2 protein-coding genes are annotated in these 1,856 nt (G+C 57.7%); both read left to right on the forward strand.

From position 1 onward, the window contains the following. The first annotated feature begins 7 nt into the window (after nt 1-7). Nucleotides 8-163, forward strand: coding sequence for a helix-turn-helix domain-containing protein (locus VGP75_RS20670; RefSeq protein ID WP_414727825.1), 156 nt, complete (start codon nt 8-10; stop codon nt 161-163). Then, on the forward strand, nt 153-1,856 hold a 1,704-nt coding region (locus VGP75_RS19605; RefSeq protein ID WP_327545252.1), incomplete at its 3' end, for a bifunctional DNA primase/polymerase. The genes VGP75_RS20670 and VGP75_RS19605, both read left to right, overlap by 11 nt.

Consider the following 1,856-nt stretch of genomic DNA (forward strand, 5'->3'; position numbering starts at 1 on the left):
AGACCAGATAAAGCACCTTCTACATGACCGGCGGCTAGATATTGTGTGTGAGGCAACCGGCCTGCACCGCAACACCTTATCCGGCATCCGAAACGGGCAGATCAAAAACCCGTCGCATGACACCATCCGCAAGCTGTCGGAGTATTTTGCAAATGCATCGTAATTTCATAGATGCGGGCTTTCGCGTCTTTCCGCTATGGCCATTTGCGGGCGACACATGCGCCTGCGATAACCCACATTGCCAAGCCCCAGGAAAGCACCCGCGCGCCGCAAACTGGCAGCATACGCCGGAATGGGATGACGACCAGATCGAGGCTATGGAGTTGGCGGGCCATTTTGACAGCGGCTATGGCGTGCTGTGCAAGGGCTGGCTCGTGGTTGACGTGGACGCGCGCAATGGCGGCTTGGACAGCTTCACGGCGCTTTGCCAAGCTGTGCCGGACGTATCCAGCGCTGAATTGATAGTTTCCACCGGTTCTGGCGGCGGGTCGCGTCATCTCTACTTTAGCCTACCCGGCGAAGCCGTTGCCATGGTGCAGCATTTACCAGAATATCCGGGCCTTGACTTCAAGACATCCGGCTTTGTAGTTGGGCCGGGGTCGCGGCATGTATCGGGCGGCATGTATAGCGTAGGATATGGCGCGCCCGACCAGATCACAGAAGCGCCGCCTGCGCTTGTGGATATGTTGCGCAAGCCCGACCGCCACCGCGCTGAATATGATGGGCGTGTAGTCGATGTATCTCATGGCGATATTGCAGACATGCTTTCGCCTATTGATCCAGATTGCGACTATGACACATGGATCAGGATTGGCATGGCTGTGCATCACGCCACAGGCGGCACGGGTTTCGGGTTATGGGATGAGTGGTCGCAGCGTGGCGACAAATATGAGACGCGCGGCATGGATAGCCACTGGCATAGCTTTGGCCGTTGCGCCAATCCGGTGACGCTGGGCACGCTGGTGCATCATGCGGAAAGCGCGGGATGGCAAATGCCGGTTACATTTACGCCAGAGCAATCCGAAATGCACGTCGAGCCTGACGCCGCGCCTGATGGTTTGCCATTTGACGTGTCCGGTGTTGATCTTACCAGCCCGCCGGGGTTTGCAGGAGATCTTGCCCGATGGATTGAAGACCAGTCCCGTCGCCCCCGCAAGCGACTTGCCGTTGCTGGCGCGCTAACGGCTTTGGGCAATGTTGCGGGCTTGCGATACACCGATGATCGAGACGGAGTGACCTGCAACCTGTTTACGTTCTGCGTTGCAGGATCACGCACCGGAAAAGAGGCGATCCAGCAGGCGGTGGCGACTATTCACCGGGCCGCAGGGCTGGCAGGCGCAACGCATGGCGCGATCAAGTCGGAACAGGAGATTGTGCGCAACCTGACCCGTCATCAAGCCGCGCTTTATGTCATTGATGAGATCGGCATATTTTTGCAAAAGGTCAAAAACGCCCAAGTAAAAGGCGGGGCGCTATATCTGGATGGCGTGATCGGGATGCTTATGGCGGCATACTCCAAAGCTGACGGCTTCATGCTGCTTACTGGTGATGCGAAAGACGACTTGCGCGCGGCATTGCTCAAGGAGGCCGCACAACTTCAAAAGCGGCTGGATGACGGCGACAACAGCCCATACGCGGCAAAGAGGGTCGCGCAGATCGAGACGGCGCTGGACGGGCTTGATAATGGCTTAGAGAGGCCATTTCTTTCCTTGACAGGCTTCACGACGCCCGTGACGTTTGATGAGCTTGTGGATTACCAAAGCGCCACCAACGGTTTTATTGGGCGTGCGCTGATGTTTGTCGAGCGCGAGACTGCCCCGCGCAGTAAGAGGGGCTTTCGCAAGCGTGCAATGCCG

This window comes from Yoonia sp. (genome assembly GCF_036007805.1).
GTDB lineage: Bacteria > Pseudomonadota > Alphaproteobacteria > Rhodobacterales > Rhodobacteraceae > Yoonia.